The 23,664-nt window shown below is 64.0% G+C and carries 21 protein-coding genes; 14 read left to right on the top strand and 7 right to left on the bottom strand.

The window, feature by feature from the left end:
- Window positions 1-327 precede the first annotated feature (327 nt).
- From IHD13_RS06525 to IHD13_RS06515, 3 genes are all read left to right on the top strand, one after another.
- Complete coding sequence (locus IHD13_RS06525; protein ID WP_195860235.1) at window positions 328-1,836, top strand: sensor histidine kinase; 1,509 nt, start codon at window positions 328-330, stop codon at window positions 1,834-1,836.
- A 3-nt stretch (window positions 1,837-1,839) separates the two neighbouring features.
- Window positions 1,840-2,376 (top strand): hypothetical protein, encoded by a 537-nt coding sequence (locus IHD13_RS06520; protein ID WP_195860234.1) that lies wholly within the window; start codon window positions 1,840-1,842, stop codon window positions 2,374-2,376.
- Between the two features lie 82 nt (window positions 2,377-2,458).
- The gene (locus IHD13_RS06515) at window positions 2,459-3,748 is read left to right on the top strand and encodes a sigma 54-interacting transcriptional regulator (RefSeq protein WP_230086178.1); all 1,290 of its coding nucleotides are present in this window, start codon (window positions 2,459-2,461) and stop codon (window positions 3,746-3,748) included.
- 77 nt (window positions 3,749-3,825) lie between these two features.
- Here IHD13_RS06515 and xseA read toward each other — a convergent pair whose 3' ends face one another.
- Both xseA and IHD13_RS06505 read right to left on the bottom strand, forming a co-directional pair.
- A complete protein-coding gene (xseA, locus tag IHD13_RS06510; RefSeq protein ID WP_195860232.1) occupies window positions 3,826-5,166 on the bottom strand; it encodes an exodeoxyribonuclease VII large subunit in 1,341 nt (446 codons plus the stop codon).
- Between the two features lie 129 nt (window positions 5,167-5,295).
- Entirely contained in the window at window positions 5,296-5,847 is a 552-nt protein-coding gene (locus IHD13_RS06505; RefSeq protein ID WP_195860231.1) for a PRC-barrel domain-containing protein, read from the bottom strand.
- A gap of 209 nt (window positions 5,848-6,056) precedes the next feature.
- On the opposite strand from IHD13_RS06505, the gene guaB reads away from it, so the two are divergent.
- The 8 genes from guaB (at window position 6,057) to IHD13_RS06465 (ending at window position 15,749) form a co-directional block, all read left to right on the top strand.
- Complete coding sequence (gene guaB, locus IHD13_RS06500) at window positions 6,057-7,526, top strand: IMP dehydrogenase (protein ID WP_195860230.1); 1,470 nt, start codon at window positions 6,057-6,059, stop codon at window positions 7,524-7,526.
- Between the two features lie 101 nt (window positions 7,527-7,627).
- Complete coding sequence (guaA, locus tag IHD13_RS06495) at window positions 7,628-9,205, top strand: glutamine-hydrolyzing GMP synthase (protein ID WP_195860229.1); 1,578 nt, start codon at window positions 7,628-7,630, stop codon at window positions 9,203-9,205.
- 105 nt (window positions 9,206-9,310) lie between these two features.
- Window positions 9,311-10,048, top strand: a complete 738-nt coding sequence (locus IHD13_RS06490) for a zeta toxin family protein (RefSeq protein WP_195860228.1) — start codon at window positions 9,311-9,313, stop codon at window positions 10,046-10,048.
- Window positions 10,049-10,050: 2 nt separating this feature from the next.
- Entirely contained in the window at window positions 10,051-10,200 is a 150-nt protein-coding gene (locus IHD13_RS06485) for a hypothetical protein (protein ID WP_195860227.1), read from the top strand.
- 120 nt (window positions 10,201-10,320) lie between these two features.
- Window positions 10,321-11,196 carry a putative RNA methyltransferase gene (locus IHD13_RS06480; protein ID WP_195860226.1) on the top strand — a complete coding sequence of 292 codons (876 nt, stop codon included), beginning with the start codon at window positions 10,321-10,323 and terminating at the stop codon, window positions 11,194-11,196.
- 274 nt (window positions 11,197-11,470) lie between these two features.
- On the top strand, window positions 11,471-12,223 hold the full coding sequence (locus IHD13_RS06475) for an ion transporter (protein WP_195860225.1): 753 nt from the start codon (window positions 11,471-11,473) through the stop codon (window positions 12,221-12,223).
- An 11-nt stretch (window positions 12,224-12,234) separates the two neighbouring features.
- Entirely contained in the window at window positions 12,235-13,617 is a 1,383-nt protein-coding gene (locus tag IHD13_RS06470) for a hypothetical protein (protein ID WP_195860224.1), read from the top strand.
- Window positions 13,618-13,805: 188 nt separating this feature from the next.
- Window positions 13,806-15,749: an AAA family ATPase gene (locus IHD13_RS06465; RefSeq protein WP_195860223.1), complete on the top strand. Its 1,944-nt coding sequence runs from the start codon at window positions 13,806-13,808 to the stop codon at window positions 15,747-15,749.
- A gap of 209 nt (window positions 15,750-15,958) precedes the next feature.
- Here the strand turns inward: IHD13_RS06465 and IHD13_RS06460 are convergent, their stop codons facing one another.
- From IHD13_RS06460 to IHD13_RS06440, 5 genes are read right to left on the bottom strand one after another with little or no spacing between them, the layout of a single operon-like run.
- Window positions 15,959-17,089: a DmpA family aminopeptidase gene (locus tag IHD13_RS06460; RefSeq protein ID WP_195860222.1), complete on the bottom strand. Its 1,131-nt coding sequence runs from the start codon at window positions 17,087-17,089 to the stop codon at window positions 15,959-15,961.
- Window positions 17,082-17,960, bottom strand: coding sequence for an ABC transporter permease (locus IHD13_RS06455; RefSeq protein ID WP_195860221.1), 879 nt, complete (start codon window positions 17,958-17,960; stop codon window positions 17,082-17,084). Before IHD13_RS06455 ends, IHD13_RS06460 begins: the two co-directional genes overlap by 8 nt.
- Window positions 17,957-18,916: an ABC transporter permease gene (locus IHD13_RS06450; RefSeq protein ID WP_195860220.1), complete on the bottom strand. Its 960-nt coding sequence runs from the start codon at window positions 18,914-18,916 to the stop codon at window positions 17,957-17,959. The genes IHD13_RS06455 and IHD13_RS06450 overlap by 4 nt, the downstream gene beginning before the upstream one ends.
- A gap of 9 nt (window positions 18,917-18,925) precedes the next feature.
- Window positions 18,926-20,038, bottom strand: coding sequence for an ABC transporter ATP-binding protein (locus IHD13_RS06445; protein ID WP_195860219.1), 1,113 nt, complete (start codon window positions 20,036-20,038; stop codon window positions 18,926-18,928).
- Between the two features lie 59 nt (window positions 20,039-20,097).
- Complete coding sequence (locus tag IHD13_RS06440) at window positions 20,098-21,150, bottom strand: polyamine ABC transporter substrate-binding protein (protein WP_195860218.1); 1,053 nt, start codon at window positions 21,148-21,150, stop codon at window positions 20,098-20,100.
- Window positions 21,151-21,295: 145 nt separating this feature from the next.
- Here IHD13_RS06440 and IHD13_RS06435 point away from each other — a divergent pair, with 145 nt between their 5' ends.
- The 3 genes from IHD13_RS06435 to IHD13_RS06425 all read left to right on the top strand — a co-directional run bounded on the left by IHD13_RS06435 (window position 21,296) and on the right by IHD13_RS06425 (window position 23,427).
- Window positions 21,296-22,129, top strand: a complete 834-nt coding sequence (locus IHD13_RS06435) for a MurR/RpiR family transcriptional regulator (protein WP_195860217.1) — start codon at window positions 21,296-21,298, stop codon at window positions 22,127-22,129.
- Window positions 22,130-22,271: 142 nt separating this feature from the next.
- Entirely contained in the window at window positions 22,272-22,928 is a 657-nt protein-coding gene (locus IHD13_RS06430) for an MBL fold metallo-hydrolase (protein WP_195860216.1), read from the top strand.
- Between the two features lie 52 nt (window positions 22,929-22,980).
- Window positions 22,981-23,427, top strand: a complete 447-nt coding sequence (locus IHD13_RS06425) for a DUF6789 family protein (protein ID WP_195860215.1) — start codon at window positions 22,981-22,983, stop codon at window positions 23,425-23,427.
- The last annotated feature ends 237 nt before the right edge of the window (window positions 23,428-23,664 follow it).

The following is a 23,664-nucleotide window of genomic DNA, read 5'->3' as shown; positions in this document are numbered from 1 at the left end:
TGGCACGGCTTTGGCAATGGGTAGGGCAAGCGGAACGAAAAGACCGCGAGCACTGCCCCGCACTGGGGAAGATTCTCGATAAGGCGCCCGACCGGCGACTTATCCTGGAAGTCCGGCACAGGCCCATCAGGGCGGCCGATGACTTCGGGCCACGGGCCCAACGGCGGTTTCTCACGATACCCCGTCACTTCAGTTCCCTGCGTACCTTGGGCCGGCTCTGCCGGCCCTCTTTTTTTGTGGGCGCTGCGCTGGCCTGGGCGGCATCTCTGGTATTCTCGGTGGGTATGAGGCATGACGACTTCCCTACTCCGGCATAGAACTTGGGCCATGACCACGCAGGTGTCGCGCCGTTGGCGCCCCCGTTCCCTGTTGCAGCTGGTGCTGCTGGCCTTCCTGGTGGTGATGCTGCCGCTGGGGGTGCTGATGTTCCAGGCCGGCCAGGCGCTGGCCGAGTTGACTCGCCTGGCCGATGTGGGCGCCCGCCAGGCGGTGGAAGAGACCCGCCGGGCCCGGGCCCTGACCTCCCTGTCGCTGGAGATGGAGCGCAGTGCCCGCCAGTATGCGGTGGTGGAGGACCCCGGTCTGATGGCGATCTTCAGCGAACGCCATGCCGAGTTCGAGTCGCTGCTACGCGACCAGCGGCGCCTGCTGCCGGATGATCCGGATATTCGGGCGCTCTTTCCGCTACTCGAGGAGCTGGCCTCCCTGCCGGACGCCGCCGGCGCCGAGGTGCGCGAACGCCTGGATGCCTTCGCCGCCCTGGCCAACCATGCCGAGGCGGTGCGCCGGGCTACCAACCGCAAGATCGATGAACGCATCGAGGCGATTCGCGAGCGTGCCGATAACGTCCAGGCGCGCCTCTGGCTGCAGACCCTGGCCCTGGTCTCTGCCAGCCTGGCGCTGATGCTGCTCTTCACCTGGTTGATCATGCGGCCGATTCGCCAGTTGGAGCGGCGCATCCTGGGCATCGGCGGTGACAGCCGCACGGCCCCGGTGGCCCACTCCATCCAGGGGCCGGCGGAGCTGGTCCAACTGGGCGAGCGCCTCGACTGGCTCTCGGCGCGCCTCGGTGAAGTGGAGGCCCAGAAGCAGCAATTCCTGCGCCATATGTCCCACGAGCTCAAGACCCCCCTGGCCAGCGTGCGGGAGGGCACGGCGCTGCTCTGCGACGGGGTGGCCGGGGGCCTCGACCCGCGCCAGCGGGAGATCCTCGAGCTGATCGATGCCAGTGGCGAGGAGCTGCAGCGACTGATCGAGCAGCTCCTCGACTACAACCTGCTGCAGCACCACCGCGAGGTGGATACCCTGCGCTTCGATATGACCGCGCTGATCGAAGAGCTGCTGGCCAAGCACCGACTGGCGCTGACCCACAAGGGCATGCGGGTCAGCGCCCCGGTGGTGTCCCTGGAGTGGTGTGCCGACCGCACCGCCACCGGGCGAATTCTCGACAATCTGTTGTCCAATGCCATCGCTTACGGCGAAGATGGCGGCGTCCTGGAGATTCGTCAGCGCCGCGAGGGCGCCACCCTGGTCCTCGAGGTAGCCAACAGTGGCGCGGCGATCGACGAATCGGACCGGGCTCGCCTCTTCGAGCCCTTCTACCAGGGGCGGGCCCGCCGCCAGGGCGCCCTCAAGGGGTCCGGCATCGGCCTCTCGGTGGCCGCCGACTGCGCGCGCATGCAGCAGGGCACCCTGGAGCTGGTCACCGATGATCTGCTGCCGGTGTGCTTTCGCCTGACCCTGCCCTGGCAGCCGGGGCCGCCCCCCAGCCTAGAACAGAAGAAGACCCCTGCGCCGCCGGGCCCGGCGGCGCAGGAGCACGCAAGGAGTCGTTGAGTCATGAACTATCGTCTAGCCGCCGCCCTGGTGGGGGCCGCGCTATTGGCCGGTTGTCAGTGGTTGCCGGAGGCGCCCCAGAGCATCGCCCCGCCGCCGACCATTGGGGCGTCCTGTGACCGGGAGATCCCGCTGCTGGTGGAGAGCGACTGCCTGCTGGACGCCTGGGTCGCCTTCGGCCTGGCCTCCCAGCGTGGCGATCGCGAGTGGCGGGATGGCCTGCTGGTGCGCCTCGATGGCGAGGACGAGCGCTCGCGCCTGGCCCGGGCCGTGGTGCTGGCCTGGGGCAGCGAACGCGAATGGGACCGTGCCGCGACGCTACTGGAGAATACCGTCATCGACGACGCCCCGGAGTCGCTGCAACCGCTGCTGCGCTACTGGCGCAACGACCTGGAGGGGCGCCGTGCCCTGGTGGGTCGCCTGGCCCGCAGCGAGGACGAGCGCCGGGCCCTGGTCGCCGAACGCCAGGAACTGGAAGAGAAGCTCGAAGCGCTGACCGCCATCGAGCAGAGTATCAACCTACGTCAGCCGTCTCCGTGACGGCGACCGGAGTCGAAGTGTGAAGCAAGCCGCGCATATCCTGCTGGTGGACGACGACGCCAGCCTGCTGAAACTCCTGGGCATGCGCCTGGAGAGCCATGGATTTCGGGTCACCACGGCGGCCAGCGGTCGCGAAGCCCTGGAGCGGGTCGAGGCCTCGCGCCCCGACCTGGTGCTCTCCGACCTGCGCATGGACGAGATGGACGGCCTGGCGCTGTTCCAGGAACTGCAGCGGCGCCTGCCCGGCCTGCCGGTGATCATCCTCACCGCCCATGGCTCGATTCCCGATGCGGTCAGCGCCACCCGCCAGGGGGTGTTCAGCTTCCTGACCAAGCCGGTCAACCGCGACGAACTCTTCGCCGCCATCGACGAGGCCCTGTCCCAGACGGTGTGGAGCGGCGAGGGCGAACAGGGCTGGCGGGCCGAGATCATCACCCGCAGCCCGGAGATGGAGCGCATCCTCGAGCAGGCGCAGATGGTCGCCGCCTCGGATGTCAGCGTCTTGGTCACCGGTGCATCCGGCTCCGGCAAGGAACTGCTGGCCAGCGCCATCCACAAGGCCAGCCCGCGGGCCGACAAGCCCTTCGTGGCCATCAACTGCGGGGCCCTGCCGGAGCAACTGCTGGAGAGCGAGCTGTTCGGGCATGCCAAGGGCGCCTTCACCGGCGCGGTGAGCCAGCACCAGGGGCTTTTCCAGGCCGCCGATGGCGGCACCCTCTTCCTCGATGAGATCGGCGACATGCCGCTGCCCCTGCAGGTCAAGCTGCTGCGCGCCCTGCAGGAACGCCAGGTGCGGCCGCTGGGCTCCACCACCTCGATCCCCATCGACGTGCGAATCATCTCCGCCACTCACCGCGACCTGAGTCGCGCCATGGCCGACGGCGACTTCCGCGAGGACCTCTACTACCGCCTCAATGTGGTCAACCTCAAGCTGCCGGCCCTCAAGGAGCGCGCCGAGGACGTGCCGCTGCTGGCCAAGCATCTGGTGGCCAAGGTGGCCTCCCGCCACAAGGCCTTCGTCAAGGGCTTCTCGCCGGAGGCCCTCAACCTGCTGGCCTCCTGCGCCTGGCCGGGTAACGTGCGTCAGCTGGTCAACGTGGTGGAGCAGTGCGTGGCCCTGAGCAGTGCGCCGATCATTCCCGAGGCGCTGGTCTCCCAGGCCCTGGCCGCCGAAGAGAATGGCCTGCCCACCTTCAACGACGCCCGCGCCGGCTTCGAGCGCAGCTACCTGATCAAGGTGCTGAAGATCACCGAGGGCAACGTGACCCAGGCGGCGCGTATCGCCGGGCGCAACCGCACCGACTTCTACAAGCTGCTGGGGCGCCACGACCTGGAGCCGGGCCGTTTCAAGCCCGGCGCCGAGCCGGGCTGATCTGGACGGCCGACGCCATGGGCCGGCCTGGTCCTTCCTGAAATCGAGTCGCTTCAAGGCCGACGCCATGGGCCAGCCTAGTCCTTGAAGCGCCGCTTCACCTCCAGGCTCAGCCGGCCCTCGCCGAGGCGGGCGCTGAGCCGCTGCCCCGGTTGGGTTTCCTCGGCGCGGCGCACCACCTGGTGTGCCTCGTCCTCGAGGATCGCGTAGCCGCGGCCCAGTACCGCCAGCGGGCTTACCGCCTGCAGTTCCCTCACCACGCCACCGAAGCGCTCGCGATGCCGGGCCAGTTCCCGGGGCATGGCCGTGCCCAGGCGGCGCCGGGCGACGTCGAGGCGCTCCCGGGCCTGGCGCAGCTGGCGGTGGGGCGGATGGGCGGCCAGGCGGCGGGCCAGTTGTTCCTCGCGGCGGCGCTCCCCCGTCAGGCGTAGCTGCATGGCGCGCTGCAGCCGGGTGCGCAACTGGTCGAGGGCCTGGCGCTGGGTCGCCAGCCGCTCGCCGGGGTGGCGCAGCCGGGCGCGCAGGTGATCGAGGCGCTGGGCCTCGCGATCGAGGCGGGCGCGCTGGGCGCGGACCAGGCGGGCCTCCCATTGCCCCAGGCGGCGGCGCAGGTCGGCCTGGTCCGGCACCAGCTGCTCGGCGGCGGCGGAGGGGGTGGGGGCGCGGACATCGGCGGCGAAATCGGCCAGGGTCAGGTCCACCTCGTGGCCCACCGCCGACATCACCGGCAGCCGCGAATGGAAGATGGCCCGCGCCAGGTGCTCGTCGTTGAAGGCCCAGAGGTCCTCCAGGCTGCCGCCGCCGCGGGTGATCAGGATGGCATCCCGGGTCGGGTCCAGGTTGGCCTGGCGATTGAGCAGGGCCAGGGCGCGGATCAGGCTGGGTGCCGCCTCGCGGCCCTGCACCGGTACCGGGATCAGGGTGGGGCGGGCCAGGGGCCAGTGTGCCGCCAGCACCGCCAGGACGTCACGGATCGCCGCGCCGCTGGGCGAGCTGAGGATCAGCAGGTGGCGGGGCGGGTAGGGCAGGGGGCGGGCATTGGCGAAGATACCCTCCGCCTCGAGCTGGGTCTTGAGGCGCTGGTAGGCCGCCAGCAGCTCGCCCTCGCCGCTGGCCTGTACCGCCTCGACGATCAGCTGGTAGTCGCCGCGGGGCTCGAAGATCGACAGCCGGCCGCGCACCTTGACCCGGTCGCCGTCGCGCATCGGTGCCGCGACGAAGCGCGCCCGGGGGCGGAACAGGGCGCAGCGCAGCTGGGCGTCGGCATCCTTGAGGGTGAAGTAGACATGCCCCGAGGCCGGTCGCGAGACGCCGGAGAGCTCGCCCTCCACCCAGCAGTCGCCGAAGTCGCGCTCCAGCAGCAGGCGGGCCTGGCGGTTGAGCTGGCTGACGGAGAGCGGGGCGGGGGTATCGGACATGGCGGGGCTCCTCGGGCTAAGGCGCCCAGCCTAGCATGTCGGGGGCCACGGAGCGTCTACGGAACACGGCACCGCCGGGCCCCAGGCCCAGCGGTGCATCGGTCGATCCAAGTGTTGCTTCAGGCGGGCTTACTCGTCGGGGGTGACGGCATCCCGGGCCGCTTCCCAGGCCCGTTGGGCGTTCTCGCGGGTGGTCTCCCAGGCGCGCTCGGCGCCCTCCTGGGTGGCCTGCCAGGCGCTTTCGGCCCCTTCCTGGGTCTGCAGCCAGGCGTCCCGGGAGTGCTCCCGGGCCTGCTCCCACCAGGCCTCGCTATAGGTCGGGTAGCCCTCGAGCTCCTCGGCGCTGGCCTCGAGCATCACCCGGTGCTCGGCATCGCCGTCCGCCTCGAGGTCGGTCATCAGGGTGAAACGGCCCGACTCGACGATGAATTCGCGACCGCCGAGGCCCAGCACGCTGCCGCTCTCGACCACCAGGGCGGTGACCTGCATCGCCTCGTCGAAGAGGATGTCCTCGACCTCGCCGACCCGTTCGTCGGGGGCGCCGGTCAGGTAGACGCCGGCATCGAGGATATCGTCGGCGGAGTAGAGCCCCTGGGGCTGGTAGGTCGACTGGGCCTGGGTGCCCAGGGCCAAGCCGCCGGCCATGGCGGCAATGGCGAGGGAGAGGGTCGGTTTGCGCATCGAATCACTCCTTTCCATGAGTGGAACTGGGTTGACGCCCCTTCACCCTAGCCGAAGCCGGGTGGCGCGACAGTGTCCCTCTGTGTTGTCCTGTTCGGCTCTGTTACCCGGCAGTGGCCCCCGTGACGGGGCCCGATCATGGCGTTATAATGGCGGATTAACTTCCCCACGCCCCATCCCTCATCTGCTTAACATTGGGTGTTGCCGATATGCTACGTATGGCGCAAGAAGCTCTTACGTTCGATGACGTATTACTCGTTCCCGGCTACTCAGAGGTCCTGCCCAAGGATGTCAGCCTCAAGTCCCGCCTGACCCGCAACATCGAACTCAATATCCCCCTCGTTTCCTCCGCCATGGACACCGTCACCGAAGCTCGCCTGGCCATCGCCATGGCGCAGGAAGGTGGCATCGGCATCATCCACAAGAACCTGACCATCGCCGGCCAGGCCGCCGAGGTACGCAAGGTCAAGAAGCACGAGAGCGTGATCGTCAAGGATCCCGTCACCGTCAGCCCCAAGGCCAAGCTGGAAGACCTGCTGGCGATGGCCGACGAGTACGGCTACTCCGGCTTCCCGGTGGTGGAGGGCGAGACCCTGGTGGGCATCGTCACCGGCCGCGACATGCGCTTCCAGCCGGACCACAGCGACACCGTGGCGGGCATCATGACCCCCAAGGAGAAGCTGGTCACCGTGCCGGTGGGCACTCCCCTGGAGGAGATCAAGGCCAAGCTGCAGGAGAGCCGCATCGAGAAGATCCTGATCGTCGATGACCAGTTCCACCTGCAGGGCCTGGTGACCGTGCGCGATATCGAGAAGGCGCGCACCTACCCGATGGCCGCCAAGGACAGCGACGGCCGCCTGCTGGTGGGCGCCGCCGTGGGCACCGGTCCCGAGACCCCGGACCGGGTCGCCGCCCTGGTGGAAGCCGGCGTCGACGTCATCGTGGTGGATACCGCCCATGGCCACTCCAAGGGCGTGATCGACCGGGTACGCTGGGTGAAGGAACACTATCCCCAGGTGCAGGTGATCGGCGGTAACATCGCCACCGGCGAGGCCGCCAAGGCCCTGGCCGAGGCCGGCGCCGACGGCGTCAAGGTGGGCATCGGCCCGGGCTCCATCTGCACCACCCGCATCGTCGCCGGTGTGGGCGTGCCGCAGATCAGCGCCGTGGCCAACGTCTCCGCTGCCCTCGAGCCCTACGACATCCCGCTGATCGCCGACGGCGGCGTGCGCTTCTCCGGCGACCTGGCCAAGGCCGTCGCCGCCGGCGCCAGCTGCGTGATGATCGGTGGCCTGCTGGCCGGTACCGAGGAGGCCCCCGGCGAGGTGGAGCTCTACCAGGGCCGTACCTACAAGGCCTACCGTGGCATGGGCTCCATGGGCGCCATGGCCCAGAGCCAGGGCAGCGCCGACCGCTACTTCCAGGACAAGGACGCCGGCGCCGAGAAGCTGGTGCCGGAAGGCATCGAGGGCCGGGTGCCCTACAAGGGCGTGATGAGCGCCATCGTCCACCAGCTGATGGGCGGCCTGCGCGCCTCCATGGGCTACACCGGCTGCACCTCCATCCAGGAGATGCGTACCAAGCCCGAGTTCGTGAAGATCACCGGTGCCGGCTTCGCCGAGTCCCACGTTCACGACGTGCAGATCACCAAGGAAGCCCCCAACTACCGGGCGGGCTAAGCCTGCAAGCTTGAAGCCGGAAGCTTGAAGCTGGAAGCGGGCAAGATGCCGCTTCCAGCTTTCGCTTTTACGGTACCGTTGCTTCTCAAAGGAAAGGCCAGATGACCGACATTCACGCCCACAAGATCCTGATCCTCGACTTCGGCTCCCAGTACACCCAGCTGATCGCCCGCCGGGTCCGCGAGATCGGCGTCTACTCCGAGATCCGCGCCTTCGATATCACCGAAGACGAGATCCGCGAGTACAACCCCAACGGCATCATCCTCGCCGGCGGCCCCGAGTCCGTCACCGAGCTCGATTCCCCCCGGGCCCCCCAGTGCGTCTTCGAGATGGGCCTGCCGGTCTTCGGTATCTGCTACGGCATGCAGACCATGGCCGAGCAGCTCGGCGGCAAGGTGGAAGGTTCCCACCAGCGCGAGTTCGGCTACGCCCAGGTGCGTATCGACGAGACCACCGCGCTGTTCCGCGATATCGCCGACCATATCGACCACGACACCGGCAAGAGCCTGCTCGACGTGTGGATGAGCCACGGCGACAAGGTGGCCCAGGTGCCCGACACCTTCACCGTCACCGCCTCCACCCCGAGCTGCCCCATCGCCGCCATGGCCTGGGAAGAGAAGCAGTTCTACGGGGTGCAGTTCCACCCCGAGGTGACTCACACCCTCCAGGGCCAGCGCATCCTCGAGCACTTCGTGCTGGAGATCTGCGGTGCCGAACGCCTCTGGACCCCGGCGCAGATCATCGAGGATCAGATCGCCCGCGTCCGCGAGCAGGTGGGCGACCGCCACGTGCTGCTGGGCCTCTCCGGCGGCGTCGACTCCTCGGTGGTGGCGGCCCTGCTGCACAAGGCCATCGGCGACCAGCTGACCTGCGTCTTCGTCGACAATGGCCTGCTGCGCAAGAACGAGGGCGACCAGGTGATGGAGACCTTCGCCCAGCACATGGGCGTCAAGGTGATCCGCGTCGACGCCGAGGAGCTGTTCCTCGACAAGCTCAAGGGCGAGGCCGACCCCGAGGCCAAGCGCAAGATCATCGGCAACACCTTTATCGACGTCTTCGACGCCGAGGCCGCCAAGATCGAGGGCGTCGACTTCCTGGCCCAGGGCACCATCTACCCCGACGTCATCGAGTCCGCCGCGGCCAAGACCGGCAAGGCCCATGTCATCAAGTCCCACCACAACGTGGGCGGCCTGCCGGAGACCATGAAGCTCAAGCTGGTGGAGCCGCTGCGCGAGCTGTTCAAGGACGAGGTGCGCAAGCTCGGCCTGGAGCTCGGCCTGCCCTACGACATGGTCTACCGCCACCCCTTCCCGGGGCCGGGCCTGGGCGTGCGCATCCTCGGCGAGGTGAAGAAGGAGTACGCCGACATCCTGCGCGAGGCCGACGCCATCTTCATCGAAGAGCTGCACAACGCCGACTGGTACCACAAGACCAGCCAGGCCTTCGCCGTCTTCCTGCCGGTGAAGTCCGTGGGCGTGGTCGGTGACGGCCGACGCTACGAGTGGGTCATCGCCCTGCGCGCCGTGGAGACCATCGACTTCATGACCGCCCGCTGGGCCCACCTGCCCTACGAGCTGCTGGAGAAGGTCTCCAACCGCATCATCAACGAACTCGCCGGCGTCTCCCGCGTCACCTACGACGTCAGCAGCAAGCCGCCCGCGACCATCGAGTGGGAGTGATCGAACCGCTGCCGGCCATGAGCCGGTAGCCTTCGACAGGCCACTCGAGACACTGGGTGGCCTTTTCATTGGCTCATTAGGAGCCGCTCAGCGTGGAGCAGGGATATGGCCAGCGACGAGGAGATCCAGGCCGCTGCGCTGTCCTTTGCCAAGCGGAACAGGCAGCAAATCGCCCGAGAGTGGACGGATAGGGAGCGCTACGCCTCCGAAGAACGGCCCGTCTCGATCTTCATGGCAGGCTCGCCTGGGGCGGGCAAGACTGAGATATCCAAGGAGTATGTTGCCGCCCTCGATGAGCTCCGAGAAGAAGGCATGGATGGCCTGGGCAACATACTAAGGATCGATCCCGACGACTTGAGGGACGAGCTGCCGGGTTACACTGGCGGTAACTCCTGGTTGTTCCAGGGCGCCGTATCGATCCTGGTGGAGAGAATCCACGACCTGATGCTGAAACAGCTTCAGTCGTTCATTCTGGATGGGACGCTGGCCAGTTTCGATGTGGCACGAAAGAACATCGAACGCTCGCTCCGGAAAGGCAGAGATGTGCAGATATTTTTTGTATATCAGCATCCTAGCCTTGCATGGCAGTTCGTGTGCAGCCGTGAGGAAGTCGAGGGGAGAAATATCCCGCTCGATGGCTTCATCCGGCAGTTCTTGGATGTTCAGGACGTCTTGCGGCGGATCAAGCAGGAATACGGCGATCAGGTGATACTGGACATGATCATCAAGAACAACGATGGCACGAACCAGCACTGGGAGACGGACATCGACTCGATTGATGGCTATCTGCCCGACCGCTACACTCGTGAGCAGCTGGAACGCCTGCTCGTAGGTGAGGATTGAGCATGAAAGAACACGTCGCGAAATCGACTCCTCTGACTCATTTTGCGCGCAACGCGACTGCGGAGCAGAAGCAGGCGGTGCGTAACAAGGTGATCAACAACGCCATTGCTCGCCAGCAGCGCCTGGTTGAGCAGGCCAAAGAACGACGCTGACGGGCGACCATCGCACGCAGCCGGATCGTCGTTCATAGACTGTGATCCGACAGGAACCCGCCACTCGGCGGGTTCCTTTTTGTTCGGCCTGGCGAGCCTGGGTTGATGACAGAGGGAAAGATGAGTTCGACCACATTCACGGCACTGGCCTGTCCGCTGGACGGCGAGCCGTTGCGACAAGGCGACGGCGCCTGGCGCTGCGCGGCCGGCCACGGTTTCGATATTGCCCGTCAGGGCTACGTCAACCTGCTGCCGGTGCAGCACAAGCGTTCCCGGGATCCCGGTGACAGCAAGGAGATGGTCGCGGCGCGCCGGCGTTTCCTCGAGGCCGGCCACTATCGGCCGATTGCCGAGGCCGTCGCCCGGGCCGTGCTGTCGCAGGCTCCCGAGGGGGGCGCTCTGAGCTGCCTCGACGCCGGCTGCGGCGAGGGCTACTACCTGCGCGAGCTGGCCAGGGCCTGTGATCAGGCCCAGGCAGGGACGGCCGGCGATGAGCGGACCCTGGCCCTGCTGGGGGTGGATATCTCCAAGTGGGCAGTGCTCGCCGCCGCCAAGCAACAGCAGGCCGCCACCTGGGTGGTGGGCACCAATGCCCACCTGCCGGTGCAGGACCACAGCCTGGACGTCGTGCTGTGCCTGTTCGGCTTCCCCGTCTACCCCGAGTTCGCCCGCGTGCTGAAGCCGGGCGGCGTGCTGCTGCGGGTCGATGCCGGCCCCGATCACCTTCGCGAGCTGCGCGAGATCATCTACCCCAGCCTCAAGCCCCCGCGGGCCGATGACGAGGTGCTGCCGACAGGCTTTGCGCCCCTCTCCCGGGAGACGCTGCGCGACACCATCGGGCTCAATGGTGCCGAACCCATCGCCGACCTGCTGGCCATGACGCCGCACCTCCATCGCGCCAAGGCCGAGGGCCGGGAGCGGGCGGCGGCGCTGGCGTCGCTGACCGTAACCCTGGACGTACGGCTGACGCAGTGGGTCTACCAACCCGTAGGGTAGGGGCCCATTACCGATGGATTCGGGGCGGCCTCCGCGATACCTAATCGCGGCCCGGCGACATGCCCCTTCAGGACGCAAAGCGCCCGCCACTAGGCGGGCGCTTTGCGTTCCCACGTCGGGCTGGGCTTTAATGGCCTAAGGTCATTGAGCTATCGGCCGATACCAACACTGATGGGACTGTCGCAGGGAGGTGGCATGCTGGGTCATCGAGGAAGGCAGGGCAGGGCGGTCGCCTGGCTGCCCCGGGAGCCGAGGGGTGAGGGAGCGTCACGATATGCTTAGGCAGCGGCTGCACCGCCAGCTCTCGCCCCAGGCCTGGCGGGAGGTGGGCCTGTCGCCCGTCAACAAGGTCGTCTGTGCCTTGATCCTGCTGGCCTCCCTGGTGGCGATCCTCGAGACCGAGCCCACCATCCGCCGCCTGGCCCCCGGGTTCTTCCGCGGCATCGAAATCGTCTTCGTCACGCTCTTCGCCATCGAGTACCTGGCCCGCGTCTATGCCGCCGGCGAGGATCCCCGCTATCGCGGCATCGGCGGGCGGGTGCGCTACCTGTTCTCCTTCTGGGCACTGATCGATCTGATCGCCATCCTGCCCTTCTTTCTCGGCTTTCTCGCCCAGAACAACGCCTTCCTGCTGCGCATCTTTCGGGTACTGCGGCTGTTGCGCCTGTCGCGGCTGGGGCGCTTCAGCCGGGCCTGGTCGGCCCTGGCCGAGGCCCTGAGCGCTCGCATCCATGAGCTGCTGCTCAGCGTGGGCGTGGCCGGCCTGCTGCTGCTGTTCTCCTCCGCCTGCCTCTATGCCGTGGAGGCCGCCGATCAGCCGGAGGCCTTCGGCAGCGTGCCCCGGGCGTTGTGGTGGAGCATCGCGACGCTGACCACCGTGGGCTATGGTGATGTGACGCCCATTACCGCCCTGGGCAAGTTCTTTGCCGGCCTCACCGCCGTGGCGGGCATCGGCATTATCGCCATGCCCACCGGCATCCTGGCCGCCGCCTTCAGCGACGCCTTCCAGAACAAGAAAGAAGAATAAGGAGAGTGAGGATGGAACGTCCCGACTTCGTGAAACGCGCCGAGGTGGCCCGGCTGATTCCGGTGACGGCCGATACCAACCGGGAACAGCGGGCGGCCTCGATCCTGCTGGCCGCCTTGCGAGGCGTGCAGGAGTTTCGACAACTGATGCTGGGCTCGCTGGGGCTGCGGATCGGCAGTCGTGCCACCCTGGAGGCCTGGACTGAGGTGGTATTGGAGGCCGATGCCGATGCCTCCAAGAGTGACCGTCCCGATGGCCTGATCGTGTTGGAAACGGGGCGAAAACGCTGGTCGGCCCTGATCGAGGCGAAGATCGGCCATGCCGAAATTGGCGAGGAGCAGCTCAAGCATTACCTCCAGCAGGCCAAGAAACACAAGGTGGACGCGGTACTCACCATCACCAATCAATTCGTGGCCATGCCTTCCCATCATCCGGTGAAAGTGCCGAAGACCTTGCTCAAGGGCGTCGAGCTCTTCCACTGGTCATGGATGTATGCGGTGACCCAGGCGACGCTGCTGCTGGAGTCCGGCGAAATCAACTCGCCGGATCAGCGCTTCCTGCTCGAAGAAGTGCTGCGTTATCTCGGCCATGACTCCAGCGGCATCTCCCGCTTCGACAGCATGAATCGTGAATGGAAAGACCTGGTCGGCAAGGTCAAGAGCGGTGCCGTACTGGGCAAGGGCACCGAAGAGGTCGAGAACACCGTCTCCAGTTGGCATCAGGAGCAGCGCGATCTCTGCCTGGTGATGAGCCGCAAGCTGGGTCGCCCCGTCAAGCTCAAGCTGGCCCGCGCCCACCGCACCGATCCGGTGAAGCGCCTCAAGGATGACTGTGAAGTCCTGGCCAAGGACAAGGTATTGAGCTGTTGCCTGGAAGTACCGGATGCCGCCGCCGATCTGGAGGTCACCGCCGACCTTACCAAGCGGACCATCGTCTGCGCGATGCGCCTGGCGGCACCCCAAGATAAGAAACGCAGCACCGCACGGGTCAACTGGCTGGCGCGACAACTGACCAAGGCGGAGCCTGAGAGCATGTTCGTCAAGGCGGTTCGCCCCGGCAGGGCCGAGGAGACCCAGGCGCCCCTGGCCCAGGTCCTCGAAGATGCCGCGGCGCTGGACTCACCGGCCACCGCCGTGGTCCCCAGCGCCTTCGAGGTCTTCTATATGGCCGATCTGGCCCACCGCTTCGCCGGCAGCAAGGTCTTTATCGAGGAACTGGAAAAGGCGGTCCCGCACTTCTACGAGCAGGTAGGGCAGCGCCTGAGAGCCTGGGTGGCACCGCCGCCCAAGCTGCATCGACGAGATCCGGTCGAGGGTAAAAGCGATCCCGACGGGGGTGGTGAGGGGGCGGAGGACAGTCTGGGTAATGCGGAAGGCTGGGAAGCAGCGGAGTAGGGCGAGATTGATAGTGTTAGATTTTATATATGGTATGCTGAATAGTACCATATGGATTGTATCTTCATTGTGCTCGCTCATTAATTTTCCTCCGAATGAATCGCGGAGAAGCTCTCTGAGCGCGTGCCATGAATAAAAATCATGGGTGTTTTTTTATTTTTAATAACATATTTAGTTAAGGGTGGAGAATGTTTCTGGCTGTTCTGTTAAAAAACTACAAGGTTTTTCACAAAAACTTCTTGGTTCAGCTTTCTAAGCCAGGGCAAAGTTTCTCTTCAGTAATTGGAAGGAATGGTGTGGGTAAGAGTACTGTTTTAGAAGCTATAGATACTGTTCTAAACAGTAGGGAGTGGGTCCCTAATAACAGATATTCTAAAACCAGTGGTTACGTATCGCTATGCGCTGAGATCAATATAGGTCTGTTAGGCGATGGATCTGTTGAAGTGGCAAAGAGTGTAGATGAATTCTTGAGGTTTTTTGATGACTATTTCAAAGAGCAGAAATCGACAAACAACGATGCTTTGGTTAAGTTTAGTCCGTTTCTTAAGTCAATAAGGTCAAATAATCTTCTGGCTATATTTGGAAAGCGCTTTGGCTGTGAAAGAGGGATTGGTCCATATTATGCAGGCGATGTAATTCATGACCTCCTAATAAGCAAGATAGAGCTTGACTTGGAGATTGATGAAGATTCGGCAAAGGAAAAATATGATAAATACTGTGCCGAATGTATAGGCTTGTTTGGGTATAGTTATATCTCTGTCGAGGAGGGTGTTCCAGAGCTATTAAGGCTAGAGAAGAATCTGATGAAAAAAATACTCCCTAGAGATATTGTTTCTAGGATTATAGAGATACTAGATCAAAAGAGAATAACGGTTAGGAATAATAGGCGAGGAAGGAATCCGACTAAAAGCACTGTTCAGCTAATTAATGACGACCTTAATCTTTTGTCTAGAGAAATAAATCATACCGTAAGAAATGTTGATGATGGGTACAGCTTTAAAAGCTTGTCTAATACTAAAAATCTAACTTCTCGCGACCTGACAGATGCAATTATTGAAGCCTTTTTCTCCACTAAGAGCTTTGTGAAAGATGGTATTCCAGTGAAAAGCCTTAGTTCTGGTGAGAAAAGAATGGCTTTGGTGGATATTGTTTTTTCATTTCTTAGCAAGTCAGGAAAAAGTAAGATTAGTGTAATGGCTATTGATGAGCCTGAAAATTCTCTACATATATCCTCTGGCTTTGAGCAGTTTAGGAAGCTAATAGAGATGTCGGAAGTACATGGATGTCAAGTGATCTGCACATCTCATTGGTATGGTTTTATACCTATAGTTTCTTCAGGCGGTGTGGCTTATATTGGAGATGGAAGAAGTGATTTTTTCTCTACGGATGAGTTTATTCCAGGGAACGGAAAGGTTCCTGCTGAAGTGTTGCTGAAAAGTGGCTATGAGCTTGCAAGCTCGATTGTTCACTCGATAAGATTTGAGAATGTTTGCTGGATAGTTTGTGAAGGCTTGACTGATCGGCTGTATCTAAGTTCAATTCTTGAAGGTGTGGAAGGGTACAAGGTTGTAGCTGCTAGCAATGATATATCGGTGATAAATATATTTAAGCAACTCTCTATGTCGCTAAAAGGAGTGGGGCGGCATTCTTTTCCTGGTAAAGTTGTTTGCTTGATTGATACTGATCCTGATACACCGGATAAGATTTCTGATGCAGAGGGGTTTAATGAAATTGATGGGGTTTTGTATTTTAGAAGGTTGAACTATTTAGGTGGATCGTTTAGGCTTTCTTCGCTGCCAGAGAAAAGGTTTGAAAAGTGCTCAATAGAAGACTCTCTTTATCCAGTCACTGGGGCTAAGGTCCTGTCGTCCATGACGGGGTTAAATTATGTTTTCAAGCCGGAGAGAGATTTTCTCATGATTAACTCTCACGACCCTTCATTCTTTCTAGAGGATGATTTCTTAGGAGAGCTTGAAGGTTTTAAAATTGCTAAGAATACTGTTTTTGGGGATTCTCCTGACCAGAGAGAGGTTGCAAGATTTAAAAATAATTTCTGTCGGAATTATTTGGCTTTGTCCTCTGAAGAGGAGATCGCTGCTCATAGAGAAGCTTGGTTGAGTATTCTTCCTTGAGTTTTGGTTTTTCTGTGTTTATTAGTGATTGTAATAATCTTTTCTATGTCTTCGTGAGTCTCTGCGGGTGAGCTATGTTGTCCTCTTTTTCCACTTTCATGTAATAGGGCACCTTGTTTGAGGGTTGTCCCTCGCCAATAGGCGGCCCCTGATCGGGGCCGCTTGGCTGGCTTATCTCCTCTGGCTTGCAGCCGTCTCTATCTCCTCCGCTATCTCGCCACCCGTTGCTGACGGCACTGCACTGTCACCAGCTCAACTAGGGTGTCGGGGCAGATCGCCTTGCAGATGCCGCCCTGGGGGCGCTGGGTCGGGGCGTCTTCGGCGGCGAGCATGGCGTTGACGATGGCCTCGTCGACGCCCTCCACCGCGGCCAGGTAGAAGGGGTCGAAGGCCTCGTCATTGAGGTAGGCGAAGGCCTGGTGGGCCTCGGCGAGCTGCGGCAGCGGGCGCGGGTTGGCGGTGCTGAAGGCGAGGAAGATATCGCCGGAGTTGTTGCCGCCGGGGGTGCCGCCGCGGCCGATGCCGAGGCCGGCGCGCTTGGCCAGGCGCCTGAGCTGGTGGGGCATCATGGGGGCGTCGGTGGCCAGCACCGCGATGATCGAGCCCCGTTCGCTGTCGAGCCCGGGGAGGCGGTGGTCGTCGCCCAGGGCCTCCCCCAGGGGCACGCCGAGCACCTGCAGCCAGTCGCGGATGCCGTGGTTGGCCTGCACTAGCACGCCCAGGGTGTAGTCCCGGCCGTCGACGCTGAGGCGCCGCGAGGCGGTGCCGGTGCCGCCCTTGTACTCGTAGCAGATCATGCCGTTGCCGCCGCCCACGTTGCCCTCGGCGAGGGGGCTGGAGCGGGCGCCGCGGATCGCCGCCAGGGCGTCCTCCTCACGCACATGAAGGCCATTGATATCGTTGAGCACGCCGTCGTAGGTCTCGGCGATCACCGGCATGGCCCACAGGTGATGGTGGTGCCAGCGCTCGGCGTAGTGCTCGATCATCCAGCGCACCGTGGCGTGGTGGGTGATGCCGACGCCATGGGAGTTGGTGATGCACAGCGGGCCGACGAAGTAACCGCCGTCGTCGATCCAGTGGGTGCCGGTCATCTCGCCGTTGCCGTTCAGGGCGTGGTAGCCGGCCCACACGGGCTGCGGCTCCCGGGCGAAGCCCCGGGGCAGGATGGCGGTCACCCCGGTCTTGGCCCAGCGCCTCGGGTCCGCGGTGGGGCGGTCGATGGTGGCGTAGCCGACATGGATGCCGGGTACATCGGTGATGGCGTTGTATGGCCCCGGGGTACCGGGAAACGGCAGGCCGAGATCGCGGCCGCGGCGCGGCGGAGTCAGTGTCTTAGTCATTGGCAGGATCGGTCTTGTCAGGGGTGGCTGGCGTAGCGGAGTGCTGCTTGTTGCGCAGATAGAGGCCGATGGCGGCGATCGCCAGAGAGGCCAGGATCAGCAGGGTGGCGATGGCGTTGATCTCAGGCTTGATGCCGCGGCGAATCAGACCGTAGATAAATACCGGCAGGGTGGTGGAATCGACGCCGGAGATGAAATAGGTGATCACCAGGTCGTCCATCGAGATGATAAAGGCGAGCATGGCGCCGCCGATGACGCCGGGGGCGATCAGCGGCAGGGTGATGCGCCGGAAGGTCGTCCAGGGGCCCGCGCCCAGGTCGGCGGAGGCCTCCTCGAGCCGGGTATCCAGGCCCGCCAGCCGGGCGCTGACGACGATAAACACATAGCTGATCAGGAAGGTGCAGTGTCCGATGATGATCGAGCCGGTGCCCAGCGGCATGCCCACGCTGATAAAGAAGATCAGCAGGGCGATGCCCAGCACGATATCTGGCATCACCATGGGCATAAACAGCAGGAAGCGATAGAAGCCCTGCAGGCGGAAGCGGTAGCGGGCCACCGCCAGGGCGGTCAGGGTGCCGACCAGGGTCGAGAATAGCGTGGTCGTCAGGGCGACGGTTAGGCTGGTGCGCACCGCGGCGAGCAGCTGGTCGGTGGAGTCGGCGTAGAGCTCGCTGTCGCCGAGCTGGTGGGGGAGCCCGAAGATCGCGCGATACCAGTCCAGGGTGACATCGTGCCAGACCATCATATTGATGGGGTTGGAGTTGAATGAGTAGGCGACGATCAGCAGGATCGGCGCGTAGAGGAAGGCGAAGAACAGCAGGCCGTAGCCGGTGAGCAGGCGCTTCCTGACGTGGATAAGCAGCGTCTTCATGCCTGGGCCTCCTTGCCGGGGACATCCGTTGCCTGGCGGCGCAGGGTAGCGCGCACATAGAGCGTCAGCAGGCCCAGCACCACGCTCATCACTAGCATCGCCAGGGCCGCGCCGAAGGGCCAGTTGCGGGCCTGGAGGAACTGTTGCTCGATCAGGTTGCCGATCATCAGCACCTGAGCGCCGCCGAGCAGCGAGGGCACGATGAAGTTGCCGAGGGTGGGGATGAACACCAGGATGGAGCCGCCGATGATGCCGGGCAGGGTGAGCGGCAGGGTCACCCGGCGGAAGGTGGTGATACGGCCGGCACCCAGGTCGTAGGAGGCTTCGATCAGGCCGCGATCGAGCTTCTCGATGCTCGCGTAGAGGGGCAGGAACATGAAGGGGGCCATGATGTAGACCAGGCCGATCAGCACCGCGGCCTCGGTGTAGATCAGGCCAACCGGGGCGTCGCTGATCCCCAGCCAGGCCAGCAGGCCATTGAGCGCGCCCGAGGGACGAAGGATCAGCACCCAGGCATAGAGCCGCACGATCAGACTGGCGAAGAAGGGCAGGGTGATCAGGAACAGGCAGAAGTTGCGCCGCCGGGGCGGCAGCCGGCTGACCCAAAAGGCTACCGGGTAGCAGACCAGCAGGCACAGGGCGGCGGTGATCAGGGCAATACGCAGCGAGCGCATCAGGATGCTCAAGTAGACCGGGTCGAACTCTTCGATAGGGCCATTGGCCCAGCCGAGGATGCGGCCGAAGTTATCCGCATAGAAGTTCCACACCACGCCGCCGTAGAGGCCAGGCTCGAGCAGGCTGAACACGGCCATGATGGCCAGCGGCATAAAGAAGAAGACGCCGAGAAAGGCGGTCACTGGGCCGAGCAGGGCGATCAGGCTCCAGCGCGGCCGGCGGGACCGAGCCTTGGGGGCGGCGCCGGTCTCGAGGGTCGAAGACAGTTGTGTCGTGCTCATGGTCGCCTCCTAGGCCGCGATCACATGGGGGGCGTCGATGGCGTACCAGAGGGCGACCTCGTCGCCGAGCTCGCGACCGGCCAGGGTCTGGCCGTCGTGGCCACGTAGGGCCGCCTTGATCGGCTGGCCGCCACGGGTCTCGAGGATGACCTCCAGGTCGCGGCCGACGAAGGCCTTGGCAGTGAGCCGCCCCTTCAGGCTGGCGTAGCGGTCGCCACTGGGCGGATGGACGCAGAACTGCTCGGGGCGCAGCATCACCTGCAGCTCACCCGCCACGGATTGGGCCGGCCGCCGCAAGACCAGGGGTTCGTCGCCCGCCAGGCACAGCCGGCCGAGTCCACCGTCCCCCGGCTCGAGGGTGCCTCTGAAACGGTTGCTCTCGCCGATGAACTCAGCGACGAAGGCATTTACCGGTCGGTCGTAGATCTCGGTGGGTTTGCCCTGCTGCTGGATATGGCCGCCGTTGAGCACCACGATGCGATCCGACATGGTCAGCGCCTCTTCCTGGTCGTGGGTCACGAACACGAAGGCGATGCCCAGCTCGTTCTGCAGGCTCTTGAGCTCGCGCTGCATGGTCTGGCGCAGGTGGCGGTCCAGGGCCGAGAGCGGCTCGTCGAGCAGCAGCAGGGCAGGGCGATTGATGATCGCCCGGGCCAGGGCCACGCGCTGCTGCTGACCGCCGGAGAGTTGGCTGGGGCTGCGTTGCTGCAGACCGTTCATGCCGACCATCTCCAGGGCCTCGCCGACTCGTTGCAGGCGCTCACGTTTCGGCACCCCGCGCACCGAGAGGCCATAGCCGACGTTTTCACCCACCGAGAGGTGGGGAAAGAGAGCATAGTTCTGGAAGACGGTATTGACTGGCCGGGCATGGGGCGGGACCCGGTTCATCTCCTGGCCCTGGATCTGGATGGAGCCCTCGTCGAGGGCCTCGAAGCCGCTGATGGTGCGCAGCAGGGTGGTCTTGCCGCAGCCGGAGGGCCCCAGCAGGGTGACGAACTCCTTGGCTCCCACGCTCAGGTCGATGCCGGCCAGGGCGGGTACTCGCTGGCCTTCGGGGGTACGGAACTGCTTGATAGCGCGGCGGATCTCGACGACCGGCGCCTCGGGGGTGGTGGCTTTCATCGGGCACTCCTGGGACGGCGCCCGCCGGGCACCGTCGATCCATGGCTGGGGGCAGGGGCTTATCGGGCGGTGCGCACTCGCATCCAGGTGCGGTCGTAGCGGCGCACGGCGGCGCCCAGGTCCTCGAAGACCTGTAGCCGCGCCATGACTTCCTCGGGCGGGTAGATCGCCGGGTTATTGCGGAGCTCGTCGGGCAGCAGGGCCAGGGCCTCGCGGTTGGGGGTGCCGTTCTTCTGCTGTCGGGCATTGAGCGCGGCGATCTCGGGACGCAGCAGGAACTCCATGAAGCGGATGGCGTTGTCCCGGTTGGGAGCGTCTCGGAGCAGGCAGAGATTTTCCTGGTAGAGGGTGGCCCCCTCCTCGGGGATCACGTAGGCCAGGTCCTCCGGGGCCTCGTCGACGTACATCATGGCGCCGACGAAGTAGTGGGCAGCGGCCAGGTCACCGGATTGCACCATGGGCACCACGTCGTAGGTGAAGGCGGAGATCAGCGGCCGGCGTTCGATCAGATAGTCGCCGGCGTGGGTCAGGGCGTCCGCCTCGTCGGTATTGACCGAGTCGCCGTTGACGATCAGCGCTACGCCCAGCGTTTCGCGCATGTCATCTAACATCGCCACCCGCTGGCCGTCGCGGGCGGCGGCGAAGAAGTCCTCCCAGGAGCTTATCTCCTCGACCGCATTGCGGTTGTAGAAAATGCCCACCGTGCCCCAGGCGTAGGGCAGGCAATACTCGCCCTCAGGATCGGTCCGAGCGCGCAGGAAATCGGGGTCAATGTTGCTGAAGGCTTCGCTCTGGTTGATCGTGGTCGGGGCGATCAGGTCGAGCTGGAAGAGGATGTCCTGCATATGCACCGAGGGGAATACCAGGTCGTAACCCGTGGCGCCAGCCTGGAGCTTGGCGAGCATCTCCTCGTTGCTGCCGTAGGTGTCCAGGGTGACCCGGACGTCGTACTCCTCGCTGAATCGCTCGAGCACGGCGGGGTTGATATAGTCCCCCCAGTTGTAGAGGTGGAGTTGGCCGTCGGCGAAGGCCGGCGAGAGGGTGAGGGTGCCTAGGCCGAGCGCTCCCAGCAATCGGGGCGTGGGCAGGTAGCGAAGGATGGGACAGGGCATGTGATGCCTCCTTGTTGTTGTTGGATGGCCCGGAGTGGGCGACAGGGTCCTTTGTCGGAGTGACAGGATCCTGTCTTTTGATGAGTATAAGACAGAAATCTACCATTATAAGGTAGAGTCCTGTCAGCACGCTCAAGGGAAAAGCATGTTCTCCGAGAAATTGGAAAGTCAGCTCAATGAGTTACCGCCGGCCGAGCGAACGCTGGCGGCCTATATCCAGGCGAATCTCGATGACATGGTGTTCGAGAATGGCGAGAGCCTGGCTCGCAAGAGCGGGGTGAGTCCCAATACGGTGAGTCGCTTCCTGCGCCGCTTGGGCTATACCGGCCTGAAGAGCCTGAAGGAGGAGCTACGCGACCAGGTGCGGGTGCAGTCGTTGCTCAATCCCGCCCTGATCGAGCGGGTCGAGCGACCGGGGAGTGATCTCGGTGAGCCGATCAGTCGTGAGATCGAGGCCCTGATGGACCTCGCCAAGCAGCTCGAGTCACCGCGCTGGAAGGCGATGCTCGACGTGGTCGATGCGGCGGAGAAGGTTTTCGTCTGTGGCTTCCAGACGGTCAGCGGCTTGGCCGAGGATTTCTCCAATCGCCTGGCGCTGGTGCGTCCCGGCGTGGAGTTTCTCAACCTCTATGGTGGCGTGATGGGGCCCTGGCTCGACTGCAACAAGGAGCGCAGTTGCCTGATCCTGGTCGATATCGCCCCCTATGCCGAGGCGGGGATTACCTTCGCCCAGGAGTGCGTGAGGCGCGATGCCGAGCTGGTGGTGTTCGCCGACGAATATGGCATCGCCCAGCATGTCACCACGCCGCACCTCATCACCATGCAGACCAAGACCGGCCTGATCCTCGAGTCGACCGGCGGCCTGACCACGGCGCTGAATTTCCTGGTGCACGGCATCGCTTCACGGCGCCGGGGCGAGCTCAAGCAACGCCTGCAGACCTACCAGGAACGTGTTCGAGCGCTGAAACTGTATCGCTGATAGGGGGGGCCGCCGTCCTTGGGGTGCCCAAGAGCAGTCCTTGATTGGATGTCTCTAAGGGCTGGCGAGAGGGGATTTGACCTCAAGCAAGGTCGAGGTCTTAGGCTCCGGGTGACGCTGACAGCCATCACCGGAGGTGACCATGCGACGCCTACAGCCTGACGTCTGGGAAACCGAGGTCGAATATCCCTTCCCGGGGCTCTCCACCCACGCCTACCTGCTCCTGCGGGAGGCGGGCAACGTACTCTTCTACAACACCGGCCATCGCCACGAGCTCGAGGGGATGGCGAAGCTGGGTGGGGTGGCCTACCAGTTCCTGAGTCATCGCGATGAGCTGGGCGAGAGCCTGAACGCCATCCACGAACGCTTCGGGACGACCCTGGGCGGTCACCGGGCCGAGCGCGACGATTTCGCCCGGGTACGCGAGCCGGAGTGGCTCTTCGAGGGGCGCGAGATGCTGCTCGAGGGCATCGAGGCGATTCCCGTGCCGGGTCATAGCCCGGGCAGCACCTGTTTCCTGGTCGCCTCGCCCCATGGCCGGCGCTACCTGTTCACCGGCGATACCCTCTATCGCGGCAAGGAGGGCCTCTGGCACGCGGGCTTTATCCCCGGTCATAACACGGTCGAGGATCGGCGGGCACTGATCGAGAGCCTCGGCCTGCTCAAGCCCCTGGAGCCGGATGTGGTCTTTTCCAGCGCCTTCGGCGGCGAGAGCGGCTATCAGGTGCTCGCGCCGGGGGAGTGGCCCGAACTGGTCGAGCGGGCCCTCGCCGAGTTGCGCGATGCCGGTCGGGAGTAGGGCCTGGACGGCCTATACTGCAAGGCATAGCCGTTGCACCGGGAGGTGCGTCATGGGCTGTCGCCTGGTAAGGGGAGTGTTGGCCGGTTTCGTGGCCACCCTGGTCATTTCGATGATCATGATCCTGCGCTTGTCGGCGGGCATCATTCCCTGGTACGACCCTATCGAGATCATGAACCTGGCCGCGCAGGACCTGCTCGGCACGCCGGACAGCCGGCTGGTGGCCTGGGGCATCCATTTCACGGTGGGAAGCCTTGTCTGGGGCCTGCTCTTCGGGCTGCTGGCGCCCTATCTGCCGGGGCGGAGCGACGTGCGGCGCGGCCTGCTGTTTGGCCTGGTCGCCTGGCTGGTGGTGATGGTCACGGTCTTTCCCATGGCGGGCTCCGGCCTGTTCGGCATGGGCTTCGGGCTGGTGGCGCCCCTGTCCACCTTGCTGTCGCATGTCGTGTTCGGGCTGGTGATCGGGAGTCTCTACGCCCGGTCGCGAGGCGTATGCTAGGCGCCCCTGGCCGAGCCGCGTGGTTCCGGCAGGGCGTCGGGCGCCCAGGGGCTCTCGGTATCCCTCGAGTCATATTGGCCGCGCCGCCTCCTGCGGGAGGGGCTCGTCTCGGTGGCCACACGGCAGTGTGGGGAGGATAGTCTCGCTTTGCGTTCCCTTGTATCCCTGCTTATTCATGAGGCCAGCCTGAAAACGAAGATAGCGGATGGTATTCTCTTGAGAAATCAGAACGTTCCG

The organism is Halomonas sp. 328 (genome assembly GCF_015645095.1).
Classification (GTDB): Bacteria; Pseudomonadota; Gammaproteobacteria; order Pseudomonadales; family Halomonadaceae; genus Bisbaumannia.
This window is presented reverse-complemented; position numbering and strand designations above follow the sequence as displayed.

Excerpts from the sequence above, each read along its gene's own strand:
- IHD13_RS06525 (WP_195860235.1), top strand. The coding sequence starts at position 328 with ATGACCACGCAGGTGTCGCGCCGTTGGCGCCCCCGTTCCCTGTTGCAG.
- IHD13_RS06520 (WP_195860234.1), top strand. The coding sequence starts at position 1,840 with ATGAACTATCGTCTAGCCGCCGCCCTGGTGGGGGCCGCGCTATTGGCC.
- IHD13_RS06515 (WP_230086178.1), top strand. The coding sequence starts at position 2,459 with ATGCGCCTGGAGAGCCATGGATTTCGGGTCACCACGGCGGCCAGCGGT.
- xseA (WP_195860232.1), bottom strand. The coding sequence starts at position 5,166 with ATGTCCGATACCCCCGCCCCGCTCTCCGTCAGCCAGCTCAACCGCCAG.
- IHD13_RS06505 (WP_195860231.1), bottom strand. The coding sequence starts at position 5,847 with ATGCGCAAACCGACCCTCTCCCTCGCCATTGCCGCCATGGCCGGCGGC.
- guaB (WP_195860230.1), top strand. The coding sequence starts at position 6,057 with ATGCTACGTATGGCGCAAGAAGCTCTTACGTTCGATGACGTATTACTC.
- guaA (WP_195860229.1), top strand. The coding sequence starts at position 7,628 with ATGACCGACATTCACGCCCACAAGATCCTGATCCTCGACTTCGGCTCC.
- IHD13_RS06490 (WP_195860228.1), top strand. The coding sequence starts at position 9,311 with ATGGCCAGCGACGAGGAGATCCAGGCCGCTGCGCTGTCCTTTGCCAAG.
- IHD13_RS06485 (WP_195860227.1), top strand. The coding sequence starts at position 10,051 with ATGAAAGAACACGTCGCGAAATCGACTCCTCTGACTCATTTTGCGCGC.
- IHD13_RS06480 (WP_195860226.1), top strand. The coding sequence starts at position 10,321 with ATGAGTTCGACCACATTCACGGCACTGGCCTGTCCGCTGGACGGCGAG.
- IHD13_RS06475 (WP_195860225.1), top strand. The coding sequence starts at position 11,471 with ATGCTTAGGCAGCGGCTGCACCGCCAGCTCTCGCCCCAGGCCTGGCGG.
- IHD13_RS06470 (WP_195860224.1), top strand. The coding sequence starts at position 12,235 with ATGGAACGTCCCGACTTCGTGAAACGCGCCGAGGTGGCCCGGCTGATT.
- IHD13_RS06465 (WP_195860223.1), top strand. The coding sequence starts at position 13,806 with ATGTTTCTGGCTGTTCTGTTAAAAAACTACAAGGTTTTTCACAAAAAC.
- IHD13_RS06460 (WP_195860222.1), bottom strand. The coding sequence starts at position 17,089 with ATGACTAAGACACTGACTCCGCCGCGCCGCGGCCGCGATCTCGGCCTG.
- IHD13_RS06455 (WP_195860221.1), bottom strand. The coding sequence starts at position 17,960 with ATGAAGACGCTGCTTATCCACGTCAGGAAGCGCCTGCTCACCGGCTAC.
- IHD13_RS06450 (WP_195860220.1), bottom strand. The coding sequence starts at position 18,916 with ATGAGCACGACACAACTGTCTTCGACCCTCGAGACCGGCGCCGCCCCC.
- IHD13_RS06445 (WP_195860219.1), bottom strand. The coding sequence starts at position 20,038 with ATGAAAGCCACCACCCCCGAGGCGCCGGTCGTCGAGATCCGCCGCGCT.
- IHD13_RS06440 (WP_195860218.1), bottom strand. The coding sequence starts at position 21,150 with ATGCCCTGTCCCATCCTTCGCTACCTGCCCACGCCCCGATTGCTGGGA.
- IHD13_RS06435 (WP_195860217.1), top strand. The coding sequence starts at position 21,296 with ATGTTCTCCGAGAAATTGGAAAGTCAGCTCAATGAGTTACCGCCGGCC.
- IHD13_RS06430 (WP_195860216.1), top strand. The coding sequence starts at position 22,272 with ATGCGACGCCTACAGCCTGACGTCTGGGAAACCGAGGTCGAATATCCC.
- IHD13_RS06425 (WP_195860215.1), top strand. The coding sequence starts at position 22,981 with ATGGGCTGTCGCCTGGTAAGGGGAGTGTTGGCCGGTTTCGTGGCCACC.